Origin of the sequence: Dactylosporangium sp. NPDC000244 (genome assembly GCF_040300725.1) — a bacterium.
Lineage (GTDB): Bacteria > Actinomycetota > Actinomycetes > Mycobacteriales > Micromonosporaceae > Dactylosporangium.
This window is the reverse complement of record NZ_JBEPEH010000009.1, coordinates 67,816-93,608: the sequence shown is the minus strand read 5'-3', so window position 1 is coordinate 93,608 and position 25,793 is coordinate 67,816. Positions and strand designations below refer to the sequence as shown.

The following is a 25,793-nucleotide window of genomic DNA, read 5'->3' as shown; positions in this document are numbered from 1 at the left end:
CCGGCGTGAGCGGTACGGAGCGAAGCGGAGTGGCCGCGAACCATGAACGCAGCTGGGCCTCGCGCCGGTGCCGGAGCGAAGCGGAGGTGCCGGCGTGAGCGGTGATTCGCTGGTGATCGTGCCCGCGCAGCGGCGGGCCCGGCCCAGCGAGCTCGACCGCCCGGAGCCGCTGCGCTACGTCGGCCGGGTCGCCGCCGACCCGGTCGCCGCGCTCGCGGACAAGATGCGCGACGACTGCCTCAGCGCCGTCGACATCGACGAGATCGCGGCCATCCTGGAGGCCAACGGCATCAACGACCGGGTCGCCGACCGCGAGTACGGCGCCCCGTCCGTCTTCGCGCTCGCCGGGCGCGTGGTCGCACGCACCCTCGACGCGGCCGACACCCAGCAGATCCGCCCGGTGCCGCCCGAGGGCCCCGGCGCGGGCCGGGCCGTCGCCGACACCCTCCTGCGCGCGCTGATCTACCTGACCCCGCTCGTCATCGGCGTCGGCGCGTCGTCCGAAGTGGACGGTGTGCCGGGGCTGGCCACCACCGGCACGCTCATGCTCGGGTGGGGCGGCGGGCAGGCGCTGTCGTACCTGGGCTACCGGGCACTGTCCGAGCGCGGGCGCACCGCGGCCGCGCGGCTGCTCGGGGCCGGCTTCCTCGCCCTGGCCGCGCTGTGGGGCCTGGTGCTGATCGGCACCGGCGCCCGCGCCTACGTCGTGGCCGCCGTCCAGCTCGCGCTGTTCGCCGTGGCCGCGGTGACCCTGGTGACCAACCGGGAGCGGATGGTGATCGGGGCCGTCGTGCCCTGCTGGGTGGCGACGGCCGGGCTCGGCTGGGGCCTGAGCGTGTCCTGGCTGCTGGCCTGCGTCGCCGTGCTCGTCGGGGTCGCCTACCTGCCCGTGCTGCGGGAACGGTCTCCGCGCAAGTTCACCCGGCGGCGGTGGCGCTCGTGGCGGCACGACATCGGCTACGCGGCCCTCTACGGGCTCGTCGGCACCGGGCAGGCCGCGCTGCTGCGCACCGTCGCGCTCGACGGGATCGCGCCGCACCGGGTGCCGCTGGCGGCGGTGCCGCTGCTGCTCGGCGTACCGCTGATGGAACTGACCCTCGTGTGGCACCAGCGGCGGATCGCGTCCGCGCGGGCCGACCTGGCCGACCGGTTCGCCTTCGACCGCCGGCTCGGCCGGATCAGCGCCGGCACCGTCGCCGTGCTCGCCGTCCCGGTCGTGGTGGGCGCGGCCATCGCCGGGGCCGTCTGGTTCGGGCTGCTCGCGCGCGGGCAGTCCTTCGCCGCGGCCGTGCTGCTCATGGCCGTCTACGCGCTGTGCCTGGTGCTCGCCTCGCACGGCCGCGCCGGCACCGCCGCGATCGTCGTGTGGTGGCCGGCGCTGCTCGTCACGGGCGTCGGGCACTGGGCGCCGGCCCTGGTCCACGTGGCGCCCACGTTCACCGAAACCCTCGCCGTCGCGACGCTGCTCGGGGCCGCTCTGCCCGGGCTCGCCGTCGCGGCGCTCGTCCTGCGCGATCCGGAGAGTTACCGAGAATGATGCTGCTGCCGTTGTACGTCCACCCCCTGACCGACCCCGAGGCGTGGGACTGCCTGCCCCGCGGCGGGGCCTGCTGGACGATCGTCAACGTCCACAACGGACCCGGCGCGGGCCGCGACGAGGTCTACGCCGAGACGACCGCGCGCCTGCACGAGGCCGGCGTGCGCATGCTCGGCTACGTCGACCTCGGCTACGGCGAGCGCGCCAACGGCGAGGTCTGGTGCGACATCGTGGGCTGGTCGCAGTACCCGGTCGGCGGCATCTTCTTCGACCAGGTGCCCTCCGACGCGGCCGGGCTCGCCTACGTGACCCAGGTCGTGCGCGCGGTGCGCGGCTCGGTCGTGCTCAACCCCGGCACCCGCTGCCTGCCCGGCTACGCGGCCCTCGCCGACGTGGTGTGTACGTTCGAGGGGCCATGGGAGTCCTACGCCGCGCAGCCGGCCACCGATCGCGACTGGCCCAACGCCGCGCACCTCGTCTACGGGGTGCCGACGGCGCGGCTGGGCGAGGCGACGGCGCTGCTGCTGCGCCGGGCCGGGCACGGGCTGGTGACGGACCTCGCGGCGCCGCTGCCGTACCAGGGCGTCCCCAGCTCCCTGCGGGCCCGGGCCGCCGCGCGGTGATCTCCCGCCGGCTGCGCGCCCTGCTGCTCGGCCTCGTCGCGGTGACCGTGCTCTACGCGGCCGCCTGCACCGGCGGGGACCAGCACGGCCGGGACATCGGCGGGGACGGCTCGCACGGCCCCGCCACCGGGGGCGCCGGACCGTCCGATGCGGACGGTCTCGGCTCCGCGCCGGCGTCCCCGCCGGCGTCGGCTGGCCCGTCCGGCCCCGCGGCCCCGCCCGCGGGCGGCTGGTGGAAGCCGGCGGTCGGGCTGACCTGGCAGTGGCAGCTCACCGGGGCGCTGGACAAGTCCGTCCCGGCCGAGGTCTACGACGTCGACGGCGCCAACACCTCGGCCGCCGACGTGGCCGCGCTCAAGGCCGCGGGCCGGCACGTCATCTGCTACGTGAACGTGGGCGCGCACGAGGACTTCCGCGCCGACGCCAGGAACTTCCCGGAGTCGGTGCGGGGCAAGGGCCTCGACGGCTGGCCGGGGGAGAAGTGGCTCGACATCCGGCGCTGGGACGTGCTCGAGCCGCTGCTGTCGGCCCGGTTCAAGCAGTGCAAGGACAAGGGCTTCGACGCGGTGGAGCCCGACAATGTCGACGGCTACAGCAACAACAGCGGCTTCCCGCTCACCGCCGCCGACCAGCTGACCTTCAACCGGCGCGTGGCCGACCTCGCCCACCGCGCCGGGCTCGGCGTGGGCCTCAAGAACGACGTCGAGCAGGCCGCGGCGCTCGCGCCCGCCTTCGACTTCGCCGTGAACGAGGAGTGCGCGCGCTACGACGAGTGCGACACCCTGAAGGTCTTCACCGGCGCGGGGAAGCCGGTCTTCCACGTCGAGTACGACGGCTCGACCGGCTCCTTCTGCGCCAAGACCAAGGCCCTGCGGTTCTCCTCGATGAAGAAGAAGATGGACCTCGACGCCTGGCGCGAGACCTGTTAGCCGGTCCCCTCGCCGTCAGCTGAGCCCGCTGCGCTCGGCCAGGTTGTGCATCGCCCGCAGGATTCCCGTCCGGTCCGCGGGCACCTCCAGGGTCTCGGCCGTGGCGCGCAGCCCGGCCAGGGTGTAGCCCAGCTGGCGCCGCCACGCCGTCGGGGCGCTCTGCGCGGTCCGCTCCACCAGCCCCGCGTTGGCCATGAGCATCGGCACGACGTCCTCGGGCTGGAAGTCCGGCCGCAGCACGCCCGCCGCCCGGGCCCGGTCGACGAGCGCCGTCAGCCCGCGAAACGCCCGCCCGCGCAGGCTCTCCAGCTCCGGCACCCCCGACACGGTCGCGATCAGCAGGTCGGCGAACGCGCGGCTGCCCGCCTGCACCTCGCACAGGAACGTCAGGTGCCCGGCGAACGCCGCCCACGGGTCCTCGACCCGCAGCGCCCGCTCGGTCACGTCGACCACCTCCTGCAGCGCGTCGGTGAACACCGCGGCGACGAGGTGGCCGCGGCTGGGGAAGCGGCGGTAGAGCGTGGCGTTGCCGACCCGGGCCCGGCGGGCGATCTCGTCGAGCGGCGCCTCCAGCCCCCGCTCGGCGAAGACCACCTTGGCGGTCTCGAGCAGTAGCCGGCGGTTGCGCTCGGCGTCCTTGCGCAAAGCACCCTGAGCCCCCATGGCTACAGCATATGGCCGGGAGCCTTTTTCTTGTTCCAGCAAAAGTTAAGGCATCGAAGTTGCAAAGTATGGACAGCCGTAGCTAAAGACCCTAGTGTGTCCCCCACGACACCAGCGCGTTTCATCAATGTATCCGGCTCGGCACCGGATGCGGCGGAGCCGCGGGGTCGATTCCGGCATCCGGCGCGACGGCGCGCGCCCTGCCTGGCACCTCACCACGTCAGGAAGGGACACCGTGAACCAGCAACCCTCCGGGCATCGATGGCGGCCAATAGCTGCCGCCCTGATCCTCGTCGCTTCCAGCCTCACCGCCACCGCGTTCACCCTCGCCGCGGCGCCCGCCACGCCCGCGGCCGCGGCCATCAACGCGGCGGACTTCCAGCAGGTCACCCTGGCCAAGGGCGAGCCCGAGGTCGGCGAGCCGCTGACCATCTCCGTGCTGCCCGACCGGTCCGTGCTGCACACCGCCCGCAACGGCACCCTGCGGCGCACCGACGCCGGCGGCACCACCACCGTCATCGCGAACATTCCCGTCTACACCCACGACGAGGAGGGGCTGCAGGGCGTCGCCGCGGACCCGAACTTCGCGAGCAACCGGTACATCTACCTGTACTACGCCCCGCCGCTGTCCACCCCGGCCGGCGACGCGCCCGCCACCGGCACCGCCGCCACCTGGACCACGTGGACGGGCGTCAACCGGCTGTCCCGCTTCACGCTCAACGCCGACTTCAGCGTCAACATGGCCAGCCAGGTCAACATCCTCGACGTGCCCGCCAACCGGGGCATCTGCTGCCACGTCGGCGGCGACATCGACTTCGACGCCGCGGGCAACCTGTACCTGTCCACCGGCGACGACTCCAACCCGTTCGACTCGGCCGGCTACTCGCCGCTCGACGAGCGCACCGACCGCAACCCCGCCTACGACGCCCAGCGCTCCGCGGGCAACACCAACGACCTGCGCGGCAAGATCCTGCGCATCAAGGTCGCCGCCAACGGCACGTACACGATCCCGAGCGGCAACCTCTTCGCCCCCGGCACCGCGAACACGCGGCCCGAGATCTACGCGATGGGCTTCCGCAACCCGTACCGCATGACCGTCGACAAGGCCACCGGCATCGTCTACGTCGGCGACTACGGCCCCGACGCCGGCGCCACCGACCCCAACCGCGGCCCGTCCGGGCAGGTCGAGTTCAACCGGATCACCGCGCCCGGCAACTACGGCTGGCCGTACTGCACCGGCACGAACACCAGCACCGAGACCTACAACGAGTGGAACTTCGCCACGAACTCCACGGGCGCGAAGTACAACTGCGCCGGCGGCCCGACCAACAACTCGTTCCGCAACACCGGCCTGACCACCCTGCCCCCGGCCAAGCCGGCGTGGATCCGCTACGGCGGCGACGCGGGCAGCCCGCCCGAGTTCGGCGGCGGCTCGGAGTCGCCGATGGGTGGTCCCGTGTACCACTACGACGCCGCCAACCCGTCGACCACGAAGTTCCCGCAGTCCCTCGACGGGCTCTTCTTCGCCGGCGAGTTCGGCCGCGGCTGGATCAAGCCGATCAAGATCAATGCGGACGGCTCCCCGGGGGCGATCGACAACTTCCCGTGGAACGGCAAGCAGGTCATGGACATGCAGTTCGGCCCCGACGGCGCGCTGTACGTCCTCGACTACGGCACCGGCTACTTCAACGGCGACCAGAACTCCGCCCTCTACCGCTACGACTACGTCGGCGCCGGTGGCAACCGGGCCCCGACCGCCGTCGCGAGCGCGAACGTCACCTCCGGCTCGGCCCCGCTCGCCGTGAACTTCTCCTCCGCGGGCTCCACCGACCCCGAGGGCGGCGCCCTCACCTACTCGTGGACGTTCGGCGACGGCGGCACCTCGACCGCCGCCAACCCGTCGCACACGTACACCGCCAACGGCACCTACTCGGTCACCCTCACCGCCAAGGACCCGCAGGGCGCCATCGGCACCGCCGGCGTGATCATCAGCGTCGGCAACACCGCGCCGACGGTCGTCATCAACGGGCCCAAGCCCGGGCAGCTGGTGTCGTTCGGCGACTCGGTGCCGTGGAGCGTCACCGTCACCGACCCCGAGGACGGGGCCATCGACTGCAGCAAGGTGACGATGACCTACGTGCTCGGCCACGACCAGCACGCGCACGCGATCACCTCGCAGACCGGCTGCGCGGGCACGATCAACATCCCGGTCGACGGCGAGCACGACTCGGCGTCGAACATCTTCCCGATCTTCGACGCGCAGTACACGGACAAGGGCGGGCTCACCGTCCACGCGCAGAGCATCATGGCGCCGCGCTACCGGCAGGGCGAGTTCTTCAAGTCCTTCCTCGGCGTCGACCAGATCACCAAGCCGTCCGCCGAGGGCGGCAAGACCGTCGGCAACATCAACAACGGCGACTGGATCGGCTTCGACCCGTACAAGCTGAACAACGCGACCTCGTTCAGCGCCCGGGTGTCCTCCGGCGGCCTGGGCGGCACGCTGACCCTGCGCACCGGCTCGCCGACCGGCACGGTGATCGGCTCCGCGACGGTGCCCGTGACCGGCTCCTGGGAGACGTTCACGACCGTGAGCGGCCCGATCACCAACGCGCCGGCCGGGACGACATCGCTGTACCTCACCTTCTCCGGCGGCACCACGGGCGCCCTGTTCGACCTCGACAGCTTCACCTTCGTCACCGGGGCCGGCGGCAACGGCGTCGGGCCGGTGAAGGGGCTCGCGGGCAAGTGCCTCGACGCCCGCGGGGCCGGCTCCACCGACGGCACCCAGATGCAGATCTACACCTGCAACGGCACCGGCGCCCAGGTCGTCGTCGTGGCCGGCCAGCAGCTCAAGGTGCTCGGCAAGTGCCTGGACATCTCAGGAGGCGCGACCGCGGACGGCACCAAGGTGCAACTGTGGACGTGCAACAACACCGTTGCCCAGAACTGGGCGCTCCAGGCGGACGGCTCGCTGAAGAACCCGGCCTCCGGCAAGTGCCTCGACGTGGCCGGGGCGAACTCCGCCGACAGCACCGTCGTGCAGCTCTACACCTGTAACGGCACCACCGCGCAGAAGTGGACCCTGCCATGAGGCTCCGTGCACTGACGTTCGCCGCGATCCTGGTCTCCGGCCTGCTGGTGGCCGCCCCGGCGCAGGCCGCCGACCCGCCGTACGACGTCCTGGTCTTCTCCAAGACCGCGGGCTTCCGCCACGACTCGATCCCGGCCGGCATCCAGGCCGTGCGCGACCTCGGCGCGGCGAACAACTTCACCGTCACCGCCACCGAGGACGCGAACGCGTTCACGACGGCGAACCTGGCCCAGTACGAGGCCGTGGTGTTCATGAGCACCACCGGCGACGTGCTCAACGACACCCAGCAGGCGGCGTTCGAGTCCTACATCCGAGGGGGCGGCGGCTACGTCGGGGTCCACGCGGCCGCCGACACCGAATACTCCTGGCCCTTCTACGGCCAGCTGGTCGGGGCCTGGTTCGCCAGTCACCCCGCGATCCAGCCGGTCAACTCGCGCACGGAGGACCGGGCCAACCCGGCCACCGCGCACCTGCCGCAGGTCTGGACCCGCACCGACGAGCTGTACAACTACCAGACCAACCCGCGCGCGACCGCGCACGTGCTCGCCACCCTCGACGAGTCGTCGTACTCCGGCGGCTCGATGGGCGCCGACCACCCGATCACCTGGTGCAAGACGATCGACAGTGGACGGTCGTTCTACACCGGGTTCGGGCACACCCAGGAGTCGTACGCCGACGGCAACTTCCGCAACCAGTTGCTGGGCGGCATCCGGTACGCCTCGAAGCGGGCCCAGGCCGACTGCCGGCCCGAGACCGGCTACACCGCGCTCTACAACGGCTCCACGACGGGCTGGTCGCAGGCCGGCCCGGGCGGCTTCACCAACGCCGACGCCACCCTGAGCTCGACCGGCGGCCTGGGGCTGTACTGGTACTCCGCGAAGCAGTTCGGCACGTCGTACTCGCTCAAGGCCGACTTCCGGATCACGGGCGACAGCAACTCGGGCGTCTACGTCGGGTTCCCGAACCCGGGCAACGACCCGAACATCGCGATCAACCAGGGGTACGAGATCCAGATCGACGCCACCGACACGCCCGATCACACCACCGGCTCGATCTACAACTTCCAGTCCGCGAACATCGCCGCCCGCGACGCCGCGCTCAACCCGCCCGGCGCGTGGAACACCTACGAGATCTCGGTCGAGGGGCAGCGGATCCGGGTGTACCTCAACGGCACGCTGATCAACGACTTCACCAACACCGACCCGGCCCGCAACCTCGACGGGTACATCGGCATCCAGAACCACGGCGCGGGCGACAACGTCTCGTTCCGCAACATCCGCCTGCGCTCGGCGGACGACGCCCAGCAGGCGGAGTTGTTCAGCTCCGCCAGCGGGGTCCAGCCCTACACGAAGGCGGGCGCGCACAACGGCCAGACGCTCGGGTACATCGATCCGGGGGACTGGGCGGCGTACAACGGGCTGAACATCGGCGGCTCGACCTCGCTGCGCGCCCGGGTCGTCTCCGGCGGGCCCGGCGGCCAGATCCAGGTGCGCACGGGCTCGACCACCGGCCCGATCCTGGGCACCGTCACCGTGCCCAACACGGGCAGCTGGGACACGTACGCCGACGTCAGCGCCCCGCTGACCGGCGTGCCCGCGGGGACGGCCAACGTGTACCTGACGTTCACGGGAACCGGCACCGGCCTGTTCGACCTCGACGACTTCACGTTCGTCAAGGGCACCACGGTCGCGAGCGGCCCGGTCCGCGGCCTCGCGGGCAAGTGCCTGGACGTGCGGGGCGCGGGCACGGCGGACGGGACGCAGATCCAGCTGTACGGCTGCAACGGCTCCGGCGCCCAGAACTGGACGGTGTCGGGCCAGACGCTGCGGGCCCTGAACAAGTGCCTGGACATCTCCGGCGGCGGCTCGGCCGACGGCACCAAGATCCAGCTGTGGACGTGCAACGGCTCCGGCGCCCAGAACTGGGCCGCCCAGGCCGACGGCTCGCTGCGCAACCCGCAGTCGGGCAAGTGCCTGGACGTGACCGGCGGCGTCTCCACCGACGGCACCGCCGTGCAGCTCTACACCTGCAACGGCACCGGCGCCCAGAAGTGGACCCTGCCGGCCTGATGTTCTGACGGTTTTCGAGGGAGGGGACTGTACAAAGACGTGCGGTCCCCGCCCTTGCGTTGCTTACCGTGATGGATTCCATCGGGGGGCAGCATCGCCGGGGAAGTTCCCCTAGGCTCGGCGCGTGCTGGGGACCAGAGCGAGACACATCGGGCTGACGGTGGCGCTACTCTCCGTGCTGGCTGGCTGCGGCACGAACGCGGCGTCGTCCCCGCCGGCCGACGCGGCCGCGTCGTTCGAGGCGCCGTCGAGCTCCGACCCCTTCCCGGTGGGCCAGCTGGAGGGCGTCGGCGAGCTTGCGCCGGCCCCGAAGAAGTCCGCCACCCCGAAGCCCTCGACCACGGTCAAGAAGGTCAACCCCGGCGGCGACACCGGCGGCGGCAAGGCCAACACGAACGACGGCGTGCCCAACACCGCGAGCGGAACGTTCACCGTGGCGACGGGCGGCACCGACGTCGTCGGCTCGGCGGACGCGGCGACGCTGGTGAAGTACCGCGTCGAGATGGAGAACGGGATCAACTGGGGCAGCAATCCCGTCTGGACGACCGAGACCCTGGCGACCGAGGTGGACCGGGCGATAGCGTCGCCGGACGGCTGGACGAAGTCGGCCGAGCACCCCGTGACCTACGAGCCGAACAAGATCAGCGGGGCCAGCTGGAAGTTCCAGCGGGTGAGCGGCTCCGACTACAACGTGACGCTGAAACTCGCGACGCCGGGCACCGTGGACAAGCTCTGCAAGGCCGTCGGCGTGACGACGCAGGGCATCTACTCCTGCCGCTACGGCAAGACGATCCTGCTGAACCTGCGGCGCTGGCTGAAGGGCATCGACGGCTTCCCGGCGGGGATCGACTTCCACGCGATGACGGTGCTGCACGAGCTGGGGCATTTCCTGGGCTTCGACCACATGAAGTGCCCGGGCTCGGGGCAGGTGGCGCCGGTGATGCAGACGCAGACGATCGCCTTGAACGGCTGCAAGCCCAACGCGTTCCCCTTTACCACGGACGGCACTTTCGTGACGGGCCCGTGGGCGGCGAGCTGACAGTGCGGTGACGCGCCTTCACCCTGAGTCATGATCCGCGTGGGGATTTTTCGGCGTCGGCTAGAATGAGTTTTGAAATGAGAGGCGGGCGCAACGGCCGATCCGTGTTTCGACGCGGTCCTTTTTGGCCGGGCGGTGCGGATGCTTTGGTCTGCCGGGTGACGCGGTTGCTTGGCGGGCGGGTGTAGGTGCTTGCCGCCGCTGGCCGACGTGGTTCTGGGATGCGTCGACCGGCTCGCTGGGCTCGCTGGGCACGGCGGCGGCGGGTTGAGCCGTTCGACCCGGGCGGCAGTTGGCGCTCGGCGGGCCGCTGGCGTTTGCTCGGCGGCCCGGTGGCGACGGGTTCAGCTGGTTGGTTGGTTGGCTGTCTGGCGACGGATTCAGCTGGAGGGTTCAGCTCTTGAGCCGGCGCAGGAGGTCGACGACGTCGGCCTCGTATTCGCGCCACTCGCGGTCCGGCTTGAAGCCCAGCTCGGCGTTGACCTGCAGCAGCGGCTCGTTCTCCAGCGCGTTCCACGTCTGCACGTCGAGGAGGTGAGGCTCGGCCGCGCGCAGCTCGAACAGCATGCGAGCCTTGATCGCGCGGCTGATGCCGTAGCCGCGGTGGCTCGGGACCTCGATCGTGTCGTACTGGTCCGCGCGCGTGGGGCGCTGGGCCGGCACCACGACCTCGGTCAGGCCCGCGATCGTCTCGGACTGCTCGTGGACGGCCAGCACGATGTACGGCTTGAGCCCCCGCGCGTGCAGGGTGCGCAGGCTCGCGGCCAGCCGTTCGGAGTCGTACGAGCTCGGGCGCAGCGCGAGGTCGTCGATGACCGCGGCGCGAGCGGCCTCCTTGGCCGCGGCGTAGCCGGCGTAGAGCTCCGGGGGCGGGCCGCCGGGGTAGTACTCGATGCGGTAGCCCGCGCCGATCCCCGCCGCCATCTCGCCCAGCCGCAGCCAGTCCACGCCGGCCAGGTCGAGCAGGTTGCGCATCTCGATGAAGGCGCACTCGAACCCGTGCGCCTCGAAGAACTTCACGCTCGGGGTGCCGCCGATCACCTCGACGCCGACGGACTCGAAGCCCTCCTCGGCGGCGCGGCGCGCCACGGCGGCCAGCAGCGCGGTGCCGACCCGGCCCCGGCGGGCGCTCGGGGTCACCGACAGCTCGAGCACTCCGATGTCCTCGAGCGCGAGCAGGCTCGCGTGCCCGAGGATCTCCCCGCCGTCGCTGGTGGCCAGCCACGACGTGCGCCGCTCACCCGGCATGGTGACGGCGAGATACTCCCGGAACATGGTCTCGCGCCACGGCGGGTCCTCGGGCACATCGACCGTCACGATGTCGTTCAGCGCCCGCAGGACCGCCTCGAGCTCGGCCGCGGGGGCGGTCCCTGGGTCCCACTCGCGCACCTTCACGCCCTAAGCCTGCCCTTGTTTGTGGCTGAGCGGAAGTACCAGAGCGCAGAGCGTGGCATTGATCTACCTTGAGAGCCGATTTCGCCGCCCACGTCGAGGCCCCCGTAAGAGGCCAGGCCCGGCCGGGAGGGGCGGGAGCCTAGCTCTGCCGGTCCTTGCGCCCGTAGTCGTTGGTGGCGTTGAAGACGGCCGCCCGGTACTCCTCCGGCACGTTGTACGCGTGAATCGCCGCGTTCCACCCCTCCAGCGTGGCCAGGTCCCGCCCGTTGTCGCACAGGAACGCGGCCGCCGTGAGCGCGGCGTCGTCGATGTCGTTGATGTCGATCACTCCGTCGGCGTCGGCGTCGAGGCCGTACTGCTTCCAGGTCGCCGGCAGGAACTGCATCGGCCCGACCGCCCGGTCCCAGGTCCGGTCGGTGTCCAGCGCGCCCTGGTCGGTGTCGGCCACGGACTGCCGCCCGTTCTGCCCGTCCAGCGGCGGCCCGACGATGGGCGGGACGGAGCGGCCGTCGTCCTGCAGTACCGAACCGTTGGTCTGGCCGTGGTCCGACTCGATCTTGCCGATGCCCGCGAGGGTCGTCCAGGTCAGGTGGCACTTCGGGGTCGAGCGCGCGGTGACCGCCTCCGCGTAGCCGTACGCCTGCAGCGCCACGACCGGGATGTTCAGCCGCACCGATCGGGTGCCCGCCCACGCGCCGTAGACGTCGGCCGGGCGCTGGTGGACGCCGGCCGGGGGGCTGAAGGTGGGCGACGCGGACGGGTCCTCGGGCCGCGGGGCCTCGCCGGTCTCCGGCGCTCCCGTGATCGGGGGGACGCCGTTGGTACCGCCCGGAGTCGCCCCGGACGCGGAGGCGTCCACGCGCGGCTTGGCCGCCGCGGGCACCACGTATCTGCCGGCCATCCCGGCCGCCGTGAGCAGCACCAGCAGCAGCACGCCGGGCAGCAGGAACCGGAAGCCGGGCCGGGTCCTGACCCGGTCGAACCACTCGCGCCGGGCCACCGCGCGCGCCGACTTCTCGGGGCGCGCCTCCAAGACGTCCGCCGCCCGCCGCGACTGGAACCAGCTGGGTCGCCGCCCGTCCTCGGCCGCGTGCCTGGGCTGATGGGGCGGCTTCGGGTCGGTGGACTGGCTCAGCTCCGGCGCAATGATCTCCACCGGAATCGTCCGCTCGTCCGGGTCCCGGGGGGCGGGGGGCCGGATGGAGGGGGCCGGGGAAGTGTCCATTGTGGTCGGCTGCTGACCCTCCGGCTTCTCGTCGTCGCTTGCCACGGGTTCGAGTATTCCGAATTCCCGGGCATGTGCCAACGTGGCATAGCCTGTGGGAATGCCACGTTACGAATACCGCTGCCGGGCCTGCGGCGACACCTTCGAGGTGCAACGCCCGATGCGTGAAGCGAATGTGAAGACCGCCTGTCCGGCGGGCCACGACGACACGGTGAAGCTGCTGTCCACGGTGGCCGTCGGCGGGGCCTCGGGTGGGGCTCCGAGCGGGGGCTCCGGCGCGAGGCCGGGCGGCGGTTGCTGCGGCGGCGCCTGCGGTTGCTGAAACATTGTTACGGGTGGGTTTCGTTTTGTACTGCCGAAACGGCTTTGATGTTGTGTCCTGTTGTGCCACATCCGCTGCCGGAGTGTTGTCGTTACGTCACCCGAAACCCACTCAAGCTTTGCCTCTCATCGTTGCTGACCAGCACGGATCGCCCCGGATGACCAATCCGGGATCGACCGTTTCTACGATGCGCGCGCCACTTGGTTGGGGAAATATGGGGCACGCCTGAATTAGGAAGGCGGAGGTTTCACGTGTCGGGGCGGACCCACCTGCCCAGCGGGCTGGTGACTTTCCTCTTCACCGACATCGAGGGCTCGACGCGTCTGGCCCAGATGCTCGGTGCGGGATACCGGCCGGTGCTCCACGAGCACCGGGAGGTGATTCGCCGCGCGCTTTCCAAAGCGGACGGTGTGGAACTCTTCACCGAGGGTGACTCGCTCTTTGTGGCCTTCCCCGACGCCGCCCGCGCCCTCGCCGCCTGTGCCGAGGCCCAGCGCGCGCTCGCCACTCACGACTGGCCGAGCCCCGACGCCCGCCCGAAGGTCCGGATGGGCCTGCACACGGGCTTCGCCGAGCCGTACGGCGGGGAGTACACCTCCCCGGAGGTCCACCGCGCCGCCCGCGTCGCCGCCGCCGCTCACGGCGGGCAGGTCCTGTGCTCGGCCGCGACCGCCGCCCACGTCGGCCTGTCGTCCTCGGCCGCGCCGGTCGACCCGACCGACCCGGGCCTGGAGAACGGCCCGCTCGGCGACGGCGCGTGGCTGCTCGACCTCGGCCTGCACCGGCTGCGTGGCTTCGACGGCTTCGAGCGCATCTTCCAGCTCGTCGCGCCCGGCCTCGACCGGCAGTTCCCGCGCCCGCGCACCATCGACGCGCCCGCGCACAACCTGCCCGTGCAGACCACCCGCTTCATCGGCCGCGCCGCCGAGCGGGCCGCCGTGCGCGACCTCATCCAGCGGCACCGCCTGGTCACCGTCGTCGGGGCCGGCGGCGCGGGCAAGACCCGGGTCGCTGTCGAGGCGGCCGGCGAGATCGTCGAGCGCTTCCGCGACGGCGTCTGGTTCGCCGACCTGAGCGCCGTGGCCACCGCCGACCTCGTCGACGTCAGCGTCGCGGCCGCGCTCGGCCTGCGCCCCGAGCCCGGGCGCGCCGTCGTGCAGACCATCGCCGACCACGTCCGCGGCCGCCGGCTCCTGGTGCTGCTCGATACCTCCGACGCCCAGCTGTCCGCGGCCCGCCGGCTCGTGGCGCGGCTGTTGTCGGCCGGCCCCGAGATCTACGTCCTGGCCACCTCCCGCGAGCCGCTCGGCCTGGCCGGCGAGGTCGTCTGGCGCATCCCGCCGCTGTCGGTCGAGGCGGCCAGCGGCGGCGGCTTCAGCGACGCCGTGGCCCTGCTCGTGGACCGCGCGTCCGCGGCCCGAGGCGGCCGGCCCGTCGAGCCCGGCGACATCGCGCACCTCACCCGCGTCGCGAAGTCGCTGGAGGGGCTGCCGCTCGCGCTCGAGCTGGCCGCGGCCCGGCTGCGCCTGCTCTCGGTACCGCAGCTGGCGGACCGCATCGGCGACGTCCTCGGCACCCTCGACGCCGGCTCCCCGGCCGCGTTCGACGAGGCCTCGGACCGGCACCGCACGATGCAGGCCGCGGTCGGCTGGTCCTACCGCACCCTCGACGCGCGCTCGGCCCGGCTCCTGCGCTGGCTCTCGGTCTTCGCCAGCCCCGTGGACCTGCCCGCGATCGAGTGGCTGCACGACGGCGACCCGCTCGACCCGCTGGCCACGCTCGTGGACAAGTCGCTGCTGCAGGCCGAGGCGGGGGCCACCAGCGCGACGTACCGCATGCTGGACCCCATCCGCGCGTTCGCCGCCCGGCAGTTGCTCGAGGCGGGCGAGGAGGAGTCGGCGCGCGAGCGGCACGTCGCCTGGTGCCTGCAGGCGGCCCACGACGCCTACCTGGACCACGAGGGGCGTCCGGTGACGCTGTCCCTCTACACGCTGGACCCGCTCGCCGACGAGCTGCGCGCGGCCCTGCACTGGACCGTGACCCGCGGCAGCGCCCGGCAGGGGCTGGCCCTGGCCGGCTCGCTGGACCAGTGGTGGCGCGAGCGCGGCCTGGTCCGCGAGGGCCGGATGTGGCTGTTCCGGCTCTACGAGCGCATCAGCGCCACCGGCGAGCCGGTGCCGGACGCCGAGCTGGCCGCGGCGTACCACATGCACTCCCTGCACGCGGGCGCCGACGGTGAGACGGTCGAGGAGCTGCGGTTCTCGCAGCGGGCCGAGTCCGCGGCGCGGCGGGCCGGCGATCCGGGCCTGATCGCGCGCATCCTGTCGGCCCGTGGCGCCCCGCTGCTGGAGATGGGGCGCACCGACGAGGCCGAGCGGCTCACCCGCGACGTCATCGGCTGGTCCGATGAGCAGGGCGTGGCCGGCGAGGCGCTGTCGGCCGTGTTCGCCCTCGCGCAGCTGCTGTGGCGGCGCGGCGCCCTGGACGAGGCCGCGGACCTGCTGGCCAGCGCCCGCCCGCTGGAGAACAGCCGCCCGCTGGAGCGCGGCCGCCGCACGGTGGACATGCTGCTGGGCATGGTCGCGCTGGCCCGCGGCGATCTCGTCGCCGCCCACGACCACCTGATCGTCGCGCTGCGCTCGCGCATGACCCACGGCTTCCACCTGCGGGTCTGCGAGACCCTCAACGCGGTGGCGGTGCGCTGCGCCCTGGCCGAGGACCTGCCGACCGCGGCCCGGCTCTTCGGCGCGGCCCAGTCGGCGCGCATCCGCCTGCGCTGCTCGATCGGCGCGTTCGGCGTGTTCTGGACCGAGCAGCAGGCGCAGCTGCGCCGGTCGATGGGCGACACGGCCTTCGACACCGCCTACGCCGCGGGCGGCGCGCTGAGCCTGGAGGAGTCGGTGGCGCTGGCGCTGACCATAGAGCACCCGGACCTCATGGCCGGCTCGATCCGCTTCTCGACGGTCGAGTAGGGCCCGTTCACTCCTCCTCGGGGTCCTGGTTGGCCTCGGCCCCGAGGACGTAGGCCTGCATGGCGAGCTCGTCCCCGGCGGGCCACACGAACGCGGGCAGCTCGGCGGGGCCGAGCTCGCGCACGTAGCTCCAGAAGGCCCGCACGGCCTCACCGGGCGAGGCGGCCTCGATCGGCATGTCGACGCTGACCAGGTAGGTGCGCCGGGGCGCGGGCTTCGGCTGGGCGATCTGCCGGGCGACGGCCAGGAAGTTGGCCTCGTCGAGCCGGCCGGTGCGCGCCGCGAGCCCCCCGGCGGGCAGCGGCGAGTCGAGCAGGTTCACCGTGTATTGCAGCTGCCCGTCCTGGTCGACCCGCCCGAGCCCGAACACGACGGGCTCGTCGCCGCCGGCCACGAGCAGCGCCTCGTCCCCGGGTGCCAGCTCCGGGGCGCTCAGCCCGCCGGCCCCGTACACCCGCTCGTTCGCGTACTGCTCCTCGGAGACGACCACGACCCACTTAGCCATGGCGCCATTGCATCACGCGCTCACGGGAGCTCGACGAAACACCCGGCCACGTGATCGTTGACCATCCCGGTCGCCTGCATCAGCGCATACGCCGTCGTCGGCCCGACGAATCGGAAGCCCCGCTTCTTGAGCTCCTTCGCCATTGCCTTCGACTCCGGTGTGACGGCCGGCACCTTCGAGAAGTCCGCGGGCCGCTCCGGCCGCGGGTCGGGCGCGAACGACCACAGCAGGGCCGCGATCCCCCCGGGCAGCTCGGCCGCCGCGCGCGCGTTCGCGATGGCCGCCTCGATCTTGGCCCGGTTGCGCACGATGCCCGCGTCGGCGAGGAGCCGGTCGACGTCGGCCTCCCCGAACGCGGCGACCTTCTCGATCTCGAACCCGGCGAACGCCGCCCGGAACGAGGGCCGCTTGCGCAGGATCGTGATCCAGGACAGCCCGGACTGGAACGCCTCGAGGGACATGCGCTCGAACAGCCCGTCGTCGTCCCGGACCGCCCGGCCCCACTCGGTGTCGTGATAGTCCAGGTAGTCGGGGGTCGAGGCGCCCCAGCCGCACCGGGCCAGCCCGTCCGCCCCCATCACCACGTCGCCCATGACAGGCAACCTACTCGGGGGGTGCGACAAAAAGTCCGGACTCCACCATGCGGGCGAACCGGCGCAGCGCCGCCGTGAGACCGGCCTTGGAGCCGGGCCAGAGCAGCGGCCACGCGACCTTGCCGGCGTTGCCCGCCGGCAGCTGGAACCATTCGTGCCAGACCACCTGGGTGCGGTCCTTGCCCAGCTGGGTGCAGCGCAGCACGCCGGGGCCCCGCAGGACCTTGCCGTAGTGGACGACTCGAAGCTCGAACGGCGGGTCGACCTTCACGACACGCATGAGGTCGCGCACCGACGCGGGCCCGACCTGCGTCACGGCCTCGATCTGGCTGCCCTCGCCGCCGTCGCCGGAGAGCACCCGGACCGTCGTGAACGGGATCCACTCGCCCTGCCGCGACCAGTCGGTGAGGGCCGCGAAGACCCGGGCGGCGGGGACGGCGACGATGACCGTCGCCGTCACCTCGCCGGGTCCGGGCCGCTCCGCCTCGGCGTAGTCGTCCGCGGTCACTGCACCACCGGGGAGGAACGGTCCCAGGAGGCGTCGTCGTCGGCGTCTGCGGGGGCGTCCTCATCGGTGGTCGTGGCCGCGGGCTTGCGCGGGCCCAATTCGATGATGTCGGCGGGAGGCTCGATCGGGGCCTCGGAGGCGGCGCCCGAGGCTGCGGCCTGGCGGGCGTCGCGCAGCGCGTCGGCGTCCTCCTGGCGGCCCTCGCGGAGCGCCTTGATCTCGGCCTCGAGGACCTGGATCAGCTCCTCCTTGTAGCCGATGTCGTATCCGGCCCGCCGCAGCGCGGTGTCGACCTGGTTCATCCGGTATCCGCGGACGACCGTGTCGAACCGGAGCTGGTTGACGTCACCCTCGACCAGCGGGCGGGACGACGGCAGTGGTACGGAGCGTCCGTCGGGTTCATGCCCTTCGATTCCGGGGTCGTCACCGGTGATCAACAAGGACACGCCGAACCCGATGGCCCCGACAACCACTGCGGCGATCAACACCAGGAGGAACTCAGCCATAGGGGGAATCGTGGCACGCTGAGTACGCCTGGGCGAGCCCGGCACACCCATCTGTAGGAAACACGGAGGTCATGCGATGTTTCGTCTGGGCGCCCGGCGCTTCGCCGACGGCGACTACGCGGTGATGGCGATCGTCAACCGGACTCCGGACTCCTTCTTCGACCGCGGTGCAACTTTCGCGGAGGACGCGGCGCTGCGGGCCGTGGAGGCCGCGGTCGCCGAGGGGGCGGACATCGTCGACATCGGCGGGGTCAAGGCCGGCCCGGGCGAGACCGTGGACGCCGCCGAGGAGCTGCGCCGCACGCTGCCGACGGTGGAGAAGATCCGCGCGATGTTCCCCGAGGTCGTGATCTCGATCGACACCTGGCGGGCGGAGGTGGCCCGGGAGGTCGTCGCGGCCGGCGCGGACCTGATCAACGACACCTGGGCCGGGGCCGATCCCGCCCTGGCCGAGGTCGCGGCGGAGACCGGGGCGGGCCTGGTGTGCTCCCACGCGGGCGGTCTCACCCCGCGGACCCGTCCGCACCGCACGGCCTTCGCGGATCCGGTGGCGGATGTCGTACGGACGGTGACCGCCCTGGCCGAGCGCGCCCTCGCCCTCGGGGTGCGCCGCGACGGCATCCTCATCGACCCGGCCCACGACTTCGGCAAGAACACCCGCCACTCGCTGGCGATCACCAACCGGCTCGGCGAGCTGGTCGCGACGGGCTGGCCGGTGCTCGTCGCGCTGTCGAACAAGGACTTCATCGGCGAGACCCTCGACCTGCCGGTGGGGGAGCGGCTGGAGGGCACCCTGGCGGCGACGGCGGTCTCGGCCTGGCTGGGGGCCCGGGTGTTCCGCGCGCACCAGGTGCGCGAGACCCGCCGTGTGCTCGACACCGTGGCGGCCATCCGGGGCGATCGCCAGCCGTCGGTGGCGCGGCGCGGCCTCGCGTAGGGCCTCGCGTAGGGCCTCGGTTCAGGTCCAGCGCAGGATGTTCTTGCGCCACGCGTAGAGGATGCCGAGGAAGAGCACGGCCACGAAGATCGCCATCTCGGCCACGACCGCCCCGCCGTAGCCGGGCGCGGTGTAGATCACCGCCCACGGGAAGAGGAACACGCTCTCCACGGCGAACAGGGCGTATAGATAGGCGTACACATAGTAGCGGATCTGAGCCTGGGCCCAGTCACCCCCGACCGGGTCCAACCCGCACTCGTACGTCTCGTACTTCGGGTCCATGCTGTCCGCCCGGGTGGCCGAACGGCGCGGACCCAGCAGCCGGTTGGCCGTAAACGCGGCGACGAACACCGCGGCCCCGACCAGGAGCAGGAGCCCGAGCGTCGCATATCCACCCAGATATCCGCTCATGGCACGCACCGTACACGCATCATCACGATCTCCGACATGCCGAAAACGTGAAACTGTCTAGATAATGTGCTTCAGGTTTCTTGCCGGACGGCAAAAAGCCAGGCGGATGAGACCCCGCCCGACACGAGATCAGAAGGACACCCCCTCATGGAAGCACCCTCGGGCCGCCGAACCACACGGCGGCTGCGGGCCGGCTCCTTCGTGCTCCTGGCCGCCGCCTGCGCCCTGCTGTTCGCCGTGCCGGCGCACGCGGAGCCGGGCGAAGGCGAGACCAGTACCGCTCCCGTCGAGACCCCCACCACCGACGTCCCGACGCAGGAGCCGACGACCACCGCGCCCACCGGGGCCCCGACCACCACCGAGGCCCCGCCGCCACCCCCGCCGACGACGACCGCCGCGCCGCCTCCGCCGCCGGCCGTGCACCGGTTCAAGATGACCGTGAGCACGGTGTCGCTCGGCGACGCGTACTGGCAGGGCGACGGCTCGGGCGAGCTGGTCATCGCGGTCAAGAACACCGGCGAGAACGTCGGCAAGGACACCGTCACCGGCTTCTACGCGCTGCCGAGCGGGGCCCAGCCCACCGGCGCGTACGGCACCGGCGGCTGCGCCGTGGCCCCCGCCGCGCTGAGCTTCAGCTGCGCGCTGCCCGAGCAGGGCCTGGGCCAGATCGTGGTGAAGGTGAACGTCGACCAGGGGGCCTGGAAGACCATCGGGCTCGGGCAGGTCACCGGCGCGCTCGGGCAGTACCAGCGGATCGTCCCGATCTCGTTCGCGTTCACCACGCCGCCGACGCCCGGCATCGAGCTGAGCACCTCGGCCCCGCCGCTGCCGGCCGCCGCCGCCCCGCAGGACGAGTCGCTGCAGCTCGCGGTGCGCCTGCGCAACACCGGCGCGACCAAGGCCACGGGCGCGGTCGAGATCGTCACGCCACCCGGTGTGGATCTGGTCACGTTCCCGTCCGTGTGCCGCTCGCACAAGCGCGTCGGCCCCGACCGGGACCGGTGTGAGCTCGGTGACATCGCGGCCGGTAAGGAGGTCTCGACCGTCTTCGGGATGACCGTCAGCGCCGCCGCCCGCGCCGAGCTGCCGCTGACCGGGGCGGTGCACGGGTACCTCGTGCCGCCCGGCCAGGACATGATCGAGACCCGCTACGACTACAAGATCACCGCGCCCCCGCTGGCCGGCGTGGAGGCCCCGCTGCCGACCTCGGCGCCGCCGTCCCCGGTCGCCCAGCGGACCTTCGAGACCGACTTCAGCCTGCGCAAGCAGTCCGGCGACGGCGAGACGATGTCCAGCCTGCCGATCGTGGGCGGCGTCGTCGGGCTGGTCGCGATCGTCGGCGCGCTGGTCGTGTTCTCGGTGCGCCGCCGCATGCGCGACGACGCCGAGGACGACGCGCTGAGCGCCGACGAGATCGAGGACGTGGTGCTGGTGCCGGCCCAGAGCGGCGGCCCGACCGGCCCGTCGGCCGCGCTGACCCGCTCGCCGATCCCCCGATCGCTGACCCTCCCGCGCCTGCCCAGCGGCCCGGTGGCCGGCTCCGGCTTCCGCGACCGCGAGCGGGCCGGGCCGGACGAGGACGACGACTGAGCGCCCGCATTGTTGGTATTCGTCCGCGGTGCACACCAGCGCGCCGCGCGCAATGACGAAAGTCGCACCTTGGCCGCCGCGGAAGCGATATGCGCCGCAGGCGAGCCGTTCACGCCGACGTACCCTCAGGGGTGTACGACAACCCATCCGCCGCCACAGGAGGTCAGCTCACGTGACCAAGCAGGTCCGCCAGCTGGATCGAGTGGTCATCAGGTTCGCTGGCGATTCCGGCGACGGCATGCAGCTCACCGGTGACCGCTTCACGTCCGAGACCGCGCAGCTCGGCAACGACATATCCACCCTGCCCAACTTCCCCGCCGAGATCCGGGCCCCCGCCGGCACCCTGCCGGGCGTGTCGAGCTTCCAGGTGCACTTCGCCGACTTCGACATCCTCACGCCCGGTGACGCGCCGAACGTGCTCGTGGCCATGAACCCCGCGGCGTTGAAGGCGAACCTCGCCGACCTGCCCAAGGGTGCCTCGATCATCGTCAACACCGACGAGTTCACCAACCGCAACCTCGCCAAGGTGGGGTACTCGTCCAACCCGCTCGAGGACGGCACGCTGGAGGGCTGGAACGTCGCCCCGGTCGGCCTGACCTCGATGACGGTGAAGGCGCTGGAGTCGTTCGAGATCTCCAAGAAGGACGCCGAGCGGGCCAAGAACATGTTCGCGCTGGGCCTGCTGTCGTGGATGTACTCGCGCCCGCACGAGTCCACGCTGTCGTTCCTGGAGCGCAAGTTCGCCTCCCGCCCGGAGCTCGTCGCCGCGAACATCGCCGCGTTCAAGGCCGGCTGGAACTTCGGCGAGACCACCGAGAACTTCGCGGTGCGCTACGAGGTGAAGCCGGCGCGGATGGTGCCGGGCAACTACCGCAACATCACCGGCAACGCGGCGCTCGCCCTGGGCGTCGTCGCGGCGGGTGTGCGCGCCCGGTTGCCCGTGTTCCTGGGTGCCTACCCGATCACGCCGGCCTCGGACATCCTGCACGAGCTCAGCAAGCACAAGAAGTTCGGCGTGACCACCGTGCAGGCCGAGGACGAGATCGCCGCGATCGGCGTGGCCCTGGGCGCCTCCTACGGCGGCGCGCTCGGCGTGACCACGACCTCCGGCCCCGGCGTCGCGCTCAAGGGCGAGACGATCTCGCTCGCGGTCGCGCTGGAGCTGCCGCTGGTGATCATCGACGTGCAGCGGGCCGGGCCCTCCACGGGCCTGCCGACCAAGACCGAGCAGGCCGACCTGAACATGGCCCTGTTCGGCCGGCACGGCGAGGCCCCGGTGGCGGTGCTCGCGCCGCGCTCGCCCGCGGACTGCTTCAACACCGCGCTCGAGGCGGCTCGTATCGCGCTGACGTACCGCACCCCGGTGATCCTGCTCTCGGACGGGTACATCGCCAACGGCTCCGAACCGTGGCGCCTCCCGGAGGTCGACGAGCTGCCCGATCTGCAGGTGCGGTTCGCCACCGAGCCCAACGGCGAGGACGGCAAGACGTTCCTGCCCTACCTGCGCGACCCGAAGACGCTCGCCCGACCGTGGGCCGTCCCCGGCACGCCCGGCCTCGAGCACCGCATCGGCGGCCTCGAGAAGGCCGACAAGACCGGTGACATCTCCTACGACCCGGCCAACCACGACTTCATGGTGCGCACCCGCGCCGCCCGCATCGAGGGCATCGACGTGCCCGACATCGAGGTCGAGGACCCGGACGGCTCCGCGCGCGTGCTGGTGCTCGGGTGGGGCTCGACCTTCGGCCCGATCGGCGCCGCCGCCCGAGCGCTGCGCCAGCGGGGCCTGGCCGTGGCCCAGGCGCACCTGCGCCACCTCTCGCCCCTGCCGAAGAACCTGGGCGAGGTGCTCAAGTCCTACGACAAGGTCGTCATCCCGGAGATGAACCTCGGTCAGCTCGCCGGTGTGATCCGGTCGCGCTACCTGGTCGACGTCATCGCCTACAACCAGGTCCGCGGCCTGCCGTTCACCGCGGCCGAGCTGGAGGGTGTGCTCGAGGAAGTGGTCAAGAATGCCTGAGCAGTTGAAGCTCACGACGAAGGACTTCAAGTCCGACCAGGAGGTCCGCTGGTGCCCCGGCTGCGGGGACTACGCGATCCTGGCCGCGGTCCAGTCGTTCATGCCCGAGCTCAACATCCCGCGCGAGCGGATCGTGTTCGTCTCCGGCATCGGCTGCTCCTCGCGGTTCCCGTACTACATGAACACGTACGGCATGCACTCGATCCACGGCCGCGCGCCGGCGATCGCGTCCGGGCTGTCCGTGTCGCGGCCGGACCTGTCGGTCTGGGTGGTCACGGGCGACGGTGACGCGCTGTCGATCGGCGGCAACCACCTCATCCACGCGCTGCGCCGCAACGTCAACCTGAAGATCCTGCTGTTCAACAACAAGATCTACGGCCTGACGAAGGGGCAGTACTCGCCCACCTCCGAGGTCGGCAAGATCACCAAGTCGACCCCGGCGGGCTCGGCCGACGCGCCGTTCAACCCGATCTCCCTGGCCCTGGGCGCGGAGGCGAGCTTCGTCGCGCGGACCATCGACTCGGACCGCAAGCACCTGCAGTCGGTGCTGCGCGCCGCGGCCGAGCACCGCGGCTCCGCGTTCGTCGAGATCTACCAGAACTGCAACATCTTCAACGACGGCGCGTTCGACGCCCTCAAGGAGCCCTCGACCCGCGACGACTTCGTCATCCGGCTCGAGCACGGCCGGCCGATCACGTTCGGCAAGGACGGCGAGTGGGCGGTCACCCACCCGCCCGGCGGCTTCGGCCTCTCCGTGGTGCCGACCGCCGACGTCGCGCCCGAGGAGATCGTGGTGCACGACCAGTCGGTCGCCGAGCCGGCCTACGCGTTCGCGCTGTCCCGCCTGCCCGGCCTCGACCTGCGCAACACCCCGATCGGCGTGTTCCGCTCGGTGGAGCGGCCGGCCTACGACGACGTCGTGCGCGACCAGCTCGTCGCGGCCAAGGCCAAGGCGAAGGGCACGCCCGACGAGGAGCTCGCCTCGCTGCTCAACAGCGGCGACACCTGGACGATCCTGTAACGCTCGGCACGGGACCGCCGCCGCCTGCTCAGGCGGCGGCGGTTTCCTGTTCCAGCCACCGGGTCAGCGTCCGCACGCCCCAGCCCGTGGCGCCCTTGGTCAGCTCGCCGTCGCCGGAGTCGGCCCACGCGGGCGAGGACATGTCGAAGTGCGCCCAGCGGTCCCGCAGCGGGCCGGTGAACTCGCGCAGGTAGAGCGCGGCCAGCAGCGACCCGGCGCCGATGTCGGTCGAGTTGATGATGTCGGTGAGGTCGCCGCGGATCTCCTCGGCGTAGTCCTCGCTCAGCGGCATCCGCCACACCGACTCGCCGCACGCCTCGGCCGCGGCCGCGAGGTCGTCGGCGAGGGTGTCGCTGTGGCTGTACATCGCGGCGGTGCGCTTGCCCAGCGCGACACCCTGCGCGCCGGTGAGCGTGGCCAGGTCGATCATCACGTCGGGGCGCAGGCGGCGCACGGCGTAGGCCATCGCGTCGCCGAGCACCAGCCGGCCCTCGGCGTCGGTGTTGAGAATCTCCGACGTGATCCCGCCGTAGTGCGTGACCACGTCGCCGGGGCGCATGCTGTCGGCGCCGAGCGCGTTCTCGGCCAGCGGCGCCAGCGCGGTGATGCGCACCGGCAGCCGCATCGCGGCGGCGGCGAGCGTCGCGCCCACGACCGCGGCCGCGCCGCCCATGTCCTTGCGCATCAGCTTCATCCCGGCCAGCGGCTTGACGCACACACCGCCGGTGTCGAACGTGATCCCCTTGCCGACCAGCACCACGTGCCGCTTCGCGCCGCGGGGGCGCCACGACACCTCGACCAGGCGCGGCCCGCGCTCGGCCGCGGCCCCCTGCCCGACCGTGAGGATCGCGTTGAAGCCGTGCTCGCGCAGGTAGGCGGGCTCGCGGATCTCGACCGTCACCCCGGGCACCCCGGCGGCGGCCTTGACGACCTGCTTGGCGAACCAGGCCGGCGTCTTGCGGTCGCTGGGCATGTTGGTCAGGTCGCGGGCCAGCGTCGTGGCGGTGACGATCGCCCGGGCCTGCTCCAGCGCGGCGTTGAGCTCGTCGCTCGCCGGCAGCGCCACGGTGACGCGGCGCAGCGGGTCGGGCTCGGCGTCGGCGAGGCGGAAGCGGTAGGAGGCGAGCCACAGGCCCTCGGCCAGCGCGCGGATCGCGGCGGGCGGGGAGTCCTGCGGTGCCAGCACCCGCAGCGAGGTCTCGGAGCGCGCCTGCTTGGCCAGCGCCGCGCCCGCGGCCCGCCAGCCGGCCTCGTCGCCCTCGCCGATGCCGGCGAACAGCAGCGGCGAGGGTTTGCGCCCGGGCCGTGGGAGCTTGTGCACGGTGCCGGCCGACCCGGTGTGCTCGACGTCCTCCAGGAACGCCGCGCACTCGGCCAGGTCGGCCGGGCCGAGGTGCAGCAGGTCGACGGCGGACTCGGGGTCGCCGGACGTCACCACGACGGCCACCGCGCCGGAGGAGCCGCGACCCGTGGCGAACCTGATGTCCAGCAAGGAGACCCTCCATGTTCCGGCGCAGTTCGTGCGCACAGCAACGGGAGCGACCGCACGCCGGCCGCTCCTCCCAACCCAGTCAACCCGAAAGCGGAGCCGTATGCAGGAAGACTCAGCCAGTGGCCGTCTTCAGCGCCTCGCTGAGCTCGTTGGCCTCATCCTTGGTCATCTCGACGACGAGCCGCCCACCACCCTCGAGTGGGACGCGCATGACGATGCCGCGGCCCTCCTTGGTGACCTCCAGCGGACCGTCGCCTGTCCGCGGCTTCATGGCCGCCATGTTGTCTCCCTTCGCTCCCTGATGTCCCAGACACCAGGTGGCACAGCCGTCCCCGCATGCCGGCG

General features: G+C 72.1%; 22 protein-coding genes. 12 read left to right on the top strand and 10 right to left on the bottom strand.

The window, feature by feature from the left end:
• Positions 1-94: 94 nt before the first annotated feature.
• From ABT369_RS14565 to ABT369_RS14555, 3 genes are read left to right on the top strand one after another with little or no spacing between them, the layout of a single operon-like run.
• A complete protein-coding gene (locus ABT369_RS14565; RefSeq protein WP_350612242.1) occupies positions 95-1,537 on the top strand; it encodes a hypothetical protein in 1,443 nt (480 codons plus the stop codon).
• Entirely contained in the window at positions 1,534-2,160 is a 627-nt protein-coding gene (locus ABT369_RS14560; protein WP_350612241.1) for a spherulation-specific family 4 protein, read from the top strand. The genes ABT369_RS14565 and ABT369_RS14560 overlap by 4 nt, the downstream gene beginning before the upstream one ends.
• Positions 2,157-3,089 (top strand): endo alpha-1,4 polygalactosaminidase, encoded by a 933-nt coding sequence (locus ABT369_RS14555; protein WP_350612240.1) that lies wholly within the window; start codon positions 2,157-2,159, stop codon positions 3,087-3,089. The genes ABT369_RS14560 and ABT369_RS14555 overlap by 4 nt, the downstream gene beginning before the upstream one ends.
• Before the next feature lie 15 nt (positions 3,090-3,104).
• Here ABT369_RS14555 and ABT369_RS14550 read toward each other — a convergent pair whose 3' ends face one another.
• Positions 3,105-3,752 carry a TetR/AcrR family transcriptional regulator gene (locus ABT369_RS14550; protein WP_350612239.1) on the bottom strand — a complete coding sequence of 216 codons (648 nt, stop codon included), beginning with the start codon at positions 3,750-3,752 and terminating at the stop codon, positions 3,105-3,107.
• Between the two features lie 127 nt (positions 3,753-3,879).
• Between ABT369_RS14550 and ABT369_RS14545 the strand changes: the two genes are divergently transcribed.
• The 3 genes from ABT369_RS14545 to ABT369_RS14535 all read left to right on the top strand — a co-directional run bounded on the left by ABT369_RS14545 (position 3,880) and on the right by ABT369_RS14535 (position 9,951).
• Entirely contained in the window at positions 3,880-6,843 is a 2,964-nt protein-coding gene (locus tag ABT369_RS14545) for a PQQ-dependent sugar dehydrogenase (protein WP_502891748.1), read from the top strand.
• Positions 6,840-8,912 (top strand): ThuA domain-containing protein, encoded by a 2,073-nt coding sequence (locus ABT369_RS14540; protein WP_350612237.1) that lies wholly within the window; start codon positions 6,840-6,842, stop codon positions 8,910-8,912. Before ABT369_RS14545 ends, ABT369_RS14540 begins: the two co-directional genes overlap by 4 nt.
• A gap of 124 nt (positions 8,913-9,036) precedes the next feature.
• Positions 9,037-9,951 (top strand): DUF3152 domain-containing protein, encoded by a 915-nt coding sequence (locus tag ABT369_RS14535; protein WP_350612236.1) that lies wholly within the window; start codon positions 9,037-9,039, stop codon positions 9,949-9,951.
• Between the two features lie 393 nt (positions 9,952-10,344).
• Here the strand turns inward: ABT369_RS14535 and ABT369_RS14530 are convergent, their stop codons facing one another.
• Both ABT369_RS14530 and ABT369_RS14525 read right to left on the bottom strand, forming a co-directional pair.
• Positions 10,345-11,346, bottom strand: a complete 1,002-nt coding sequence (locus ABT369_RS14530; protein ID WP_350612235.1) for a GNAT family N-acetyltransferase — start codon at positions 11,344-11,346, stop codon at positions 10,345-10,347.
• A 139-nt stretch (positions 11,347-11,485) separates the two neighbouring features.
• Positions 11,486-12,616, bottom strand: a complete 1,131-nt coding sequence (locus tag ABT369_RS14525; RefSeq protein ID WP_350612234.1) for a lytic transglycosylase domain-containing protein — start codon at positions 12,614-12,616, stop codon at positions 11,486-11,488.
• A 55-nt stretch (positions 12,617-12,671) separates the two neighbouring features.
• Here ABT369_RS14525 and ABT369_RS14520 point away from each other — a divergent pair, with 55 nt between their 5' ends.
• Both ABT369_RS14520 and ABT369_RS14515 read left to right on the top strand, forming a co-directional pair.
• On the top strand, positions 12,672-12,893 hold the full coding sequence (locus ABT369_RS14520; RefSeq protein ID WP_350612233.1) for an FmdB family zinc ribbon protein: 222 nt from the start codon (positions 12,672-12,674) through the stop codon (positions 12,891-12,893).
• A 251-nt stretch (positions 12,894-13,144) separates the two neighbouring features.
• Complete coding sequence (locus ABT369_RS14515; RefSeq protein ID WP_350612232.1) at positions 13,145-15,865, top strand: winged helix-turn-helix domain-containing protein; 2,721 nt, start codon at positions 13,145-13,147, stop codon at positions 15,863-15,865.
• Positions 15,866-15,872: 7 nt separating this feature from the next.
• Here ABT369_RS14515 and ABT369_RS14510 read toward each other — a convergent pair whose 3' ends face one another.
• The 4 genes from ABT369_RS14510 to ABT369_RS14495 are packed head-to-tail and all read right to left on the bottom strand — an operon-like array spanning position 15,873 to position 17,977.
• Positions 15,873-16,370, bottom strand: coding sequence for a hypothetical protein (locus ABT369_RS14510; protein WP_350612231.1), 498 nt, complete (start codon positions 16,368-16,370; stop codon positions 15,873-15,875).
• 20 nt (positions 16,371-16,390) lie between these two features.
• The gene (locus tag ABT369_RS14505; protein ID WP_350612230.1) at positions 16,391-16,963 is read right to left on the bottom strand and encodes a DNA-3-methyladenine glycosylase I; all 573 of its coding nucleotides are present in this window, start codon (positions 16,961-16,963) and stop codon (positions 16,391-16,393) included.
• A 10-nt stretch (positions 16,964-16,973) separates the two neighbouring features.
• The gene (locus ABT369_RS14500; protein ID WP_350612229.1) at positions 16,974-17,471 is read right to left on the bottom strand and encodes an SRPBCC family protein; all 498 of its coding nucleotides are present in this window, start codon (positions 17,469-17,471) and stop codon (positions 16,974-16,976) included.
• Positions 17,468-17,977, bottom strand: a complete 510-nt coding sequence (locus ABT369_RS14495) for a DivIVA domain-containing protein (protein WP_350612228.1) — start codon at positions 17,975-17,977, stop codon at positions 17,468-17,470. Before ABT369_RS14495 ends, ABT369_RS14500 begins: the two co-directional genes overlap by 4 nt.
• A gap of 76 nt (positions 17,978-18,053) precedes the next feature.
• Here ABT369_RS14495 and folP point away from each other — a divergent pair, with 76 nt between their 5' ends.
• Positions 18,054-18,914 (top strand): dihydropteroate synthase, encoded by an 861-nt coding sequence (gene folP / locus ABT369_RS14490; RefSeq protein WP_350612227.1) that lies wholly within the window; start codon positions 18,054-18,056, stop codon positions 18,912-18,914.
• Positions 18,915-18,935: 21 nt separating this feature from the next.
• Here folP and ABT369_RS14485 read toward each other — a convergent pair whose 3' ends face one another.
• A complete protein-coding gene (locus ABT369_RS14485) occupies positions 18,936-19,325 on the bottom strand; it encodes an NADH-quinone oxidoreductase subunit A (RefSeq protein WP_350612226.1) in 390 nt (129 codons plus the stop codon).
• A gap of 147 nt (positions 19,326-19,472) precedes the next feature.
• Between ABT369_RS14485 and ABT369_RS14480 the strand changes: the two genes are divergently transcribed.
• The 3 genes from ABT369_RS14480 to ABT369_RS14470 all read left to right on the top strand — a co-directional run bounded on the left by ABT369_RS14480 (position 19,473) and on the right by ABT369_RS14470 (position 23,956).
• A complete protein-coding gene (locus tag ABT369_RS14480; RefSeq protein ID WP_350612225.1) occupies positions 19,473-20,915 on the top strand; it encodes a hypothetical protein in 1,443 nt (480 codons plus the stop codon).
• Positions 20,916-21,087: 172 nt separating this feature from the next.
• The gene (locus ABT369_RS14475) at positions 21,088-22,935 is read left to right on the top strand and encodes a 2-oxoacid:acceptor oxidoreductase subunit alpha (protein WP_350612224.1); all 1,848 of its coding nucleotides are present in this window, start codon (positions 21,088-21,090) and stop codon (positions 22,933-22,935) included.
• On the top strand, positions 22,928-23,956 hold the full coding sequence (locus tag ABT369_RS14470) for a 2-oxoacid:ferredoxin oxidoreductase subunit beta (RefSeq protein WP_350612223.1): 1,029 nt from the start codon (positions 22,928-22,930) through the stop codon (positions 23,954-23,956). The genes ABT369_RS14475 and ABT369_RS14470 overlap by 8 nt, the downstream gene beginning before the upstream one ends.
• A 28-nt stretch (positions 23,957-23,984) precedes the next feature.
• On the opposite strand, the gene ABT369_RS14465 is transcribed toward ABT369_RS14470, so the two are convergent.
• Together ABT369_RS14465 and ABT369_RS14460 are read right to left on the bottom strand one after the other, a co-directional pair.
• Positions 23,985-25,448: a leucyl aminopeptidase family protein gene (locus ABT369_RS14465; RefSeq protein WP_350612222.1), complete on the bottom strand. Its 1,464-nt coding sequence runs from the start codon at positions 25,446-25,448 to the stop codon at positions 23,985-23,987.
• A gap of 112 nt (positions 25,449-25,560) precedes the next feature.
• Positions 25,561-25,728 (bottom strand): DUF3117 domain-containing protein, encoded by a 168-nt coding sequence (locus ABT369_RS14460; protein ID WP_081971220.1) that lies wholly within the window; start codon positions 25,726-25,728, stop codon positions 25,561-25,563.
• Positions 25,729-25,793: the final 65 nt, after the last annotated feature.